The organism is Hydrogenivirga sp. 128-5-R1-1, assembly GCF_000171895.1.
Genome location: NZ_ABHJ01000517.1, coordinates 1 through 1,067 on the forward strand (window position 1 = coordinate 1; position 1,067 = coordinate 1,067).

At 36.0% G+C, this 1,067-nt stretch carries 1 other RNA gene; it reads right to left on the minus strand.

Annotated features, from left to right (window positions below):
- Positions 1 to 596: 596 nt before the first annotated feature.
- Positions 597 to 948: a transfer-messenger RNA gene (gene ssrA, locus HG1285_RS19345) on the minus strand.
- Positions 949 to 1,067 lie beyond the last annotated feature (119 nt).

Sequence of the window (1,067 nt, forward strand, 5' to 3'; positions counted from 1 at the left end):
TGCAATGGTAACAGAAACAGCAAAAGGAAACAGTTATCACTATTACATATGTAGCAAAAGAAGAAAACACAACGGCTGTAATCAAAAAAGACTAACAGCAAAAAAGGTAGATGATTATTTACTTGATGTAGTGTTAAACAAGATATTAAACGACAATGTCTTAAACCAAATTAAAAAAGCTATAGAAGAAGAAATAAACACACACATCAAACAAATCAAACAAGAAAAAGAAAGCATCAAAAAAGCAATTCAAACTATAGATATGAAATTAAATAATATCCTAAAAGCAATAGAAAACGGACTTATAGATTTTGATGATGACGAAATAATACAAAGAAGAAAAAATCTCAAAGAAGAAAGGAAAAACCTTGAAAGCAAATTAAAAATATTAGAACATCAATCAAATCAAAACTGGGTAGAAATAGATATAAACCTTACAGACTTTAAAAACCTAATCATAGACTATTACAAAACAGGAAATGCTAAGCAAATCAGAAAACAGTTAGAAAAACTTATCAATTACATTGAATATGACAACGACGAATTTAAGATTTACTACAACTTGGATATGTTTAAGTTCGCCCAGCCTTTTCTTTTGGTGGAGTCGGGGGGAATCGAACCCCCGTCCGAGAACGGCCGTTGCTCAGGCTTTCTACAGGCTTAGCCTGTGTTTAAGATTTCACCTACAGCAACCCCACAGGCAGGGTTTCTGCAGGCTAACCCTGTAAAATTTCGGAAAATGCCTACAGGGCAGTCAGCATTTTCCTATCCCGTGTGTCTGTCGCCCTTCCTAAGCCCACGGGCAAGCTCAGGAGGACGTCGCTGCGTTAATTAAGCAGCGATAGCGATTTCGCGTTCGGGAATTGTTGTTGTTTGGTTTTTTACGGAGTATCCTTCTCCGGCCTGCACACCTGGCGTAACCGTTCCCGTCGAACCCGAATCGACCCCTTATTAAAGGTCTTTTTTATTTCCTATTCAGTTGTAGCAGTAATATATATCAATTTTTAAATTATGCAAGTATAGAATGAATTAACTTAACTGTAATAATACCACCAAAGAATAAGAAT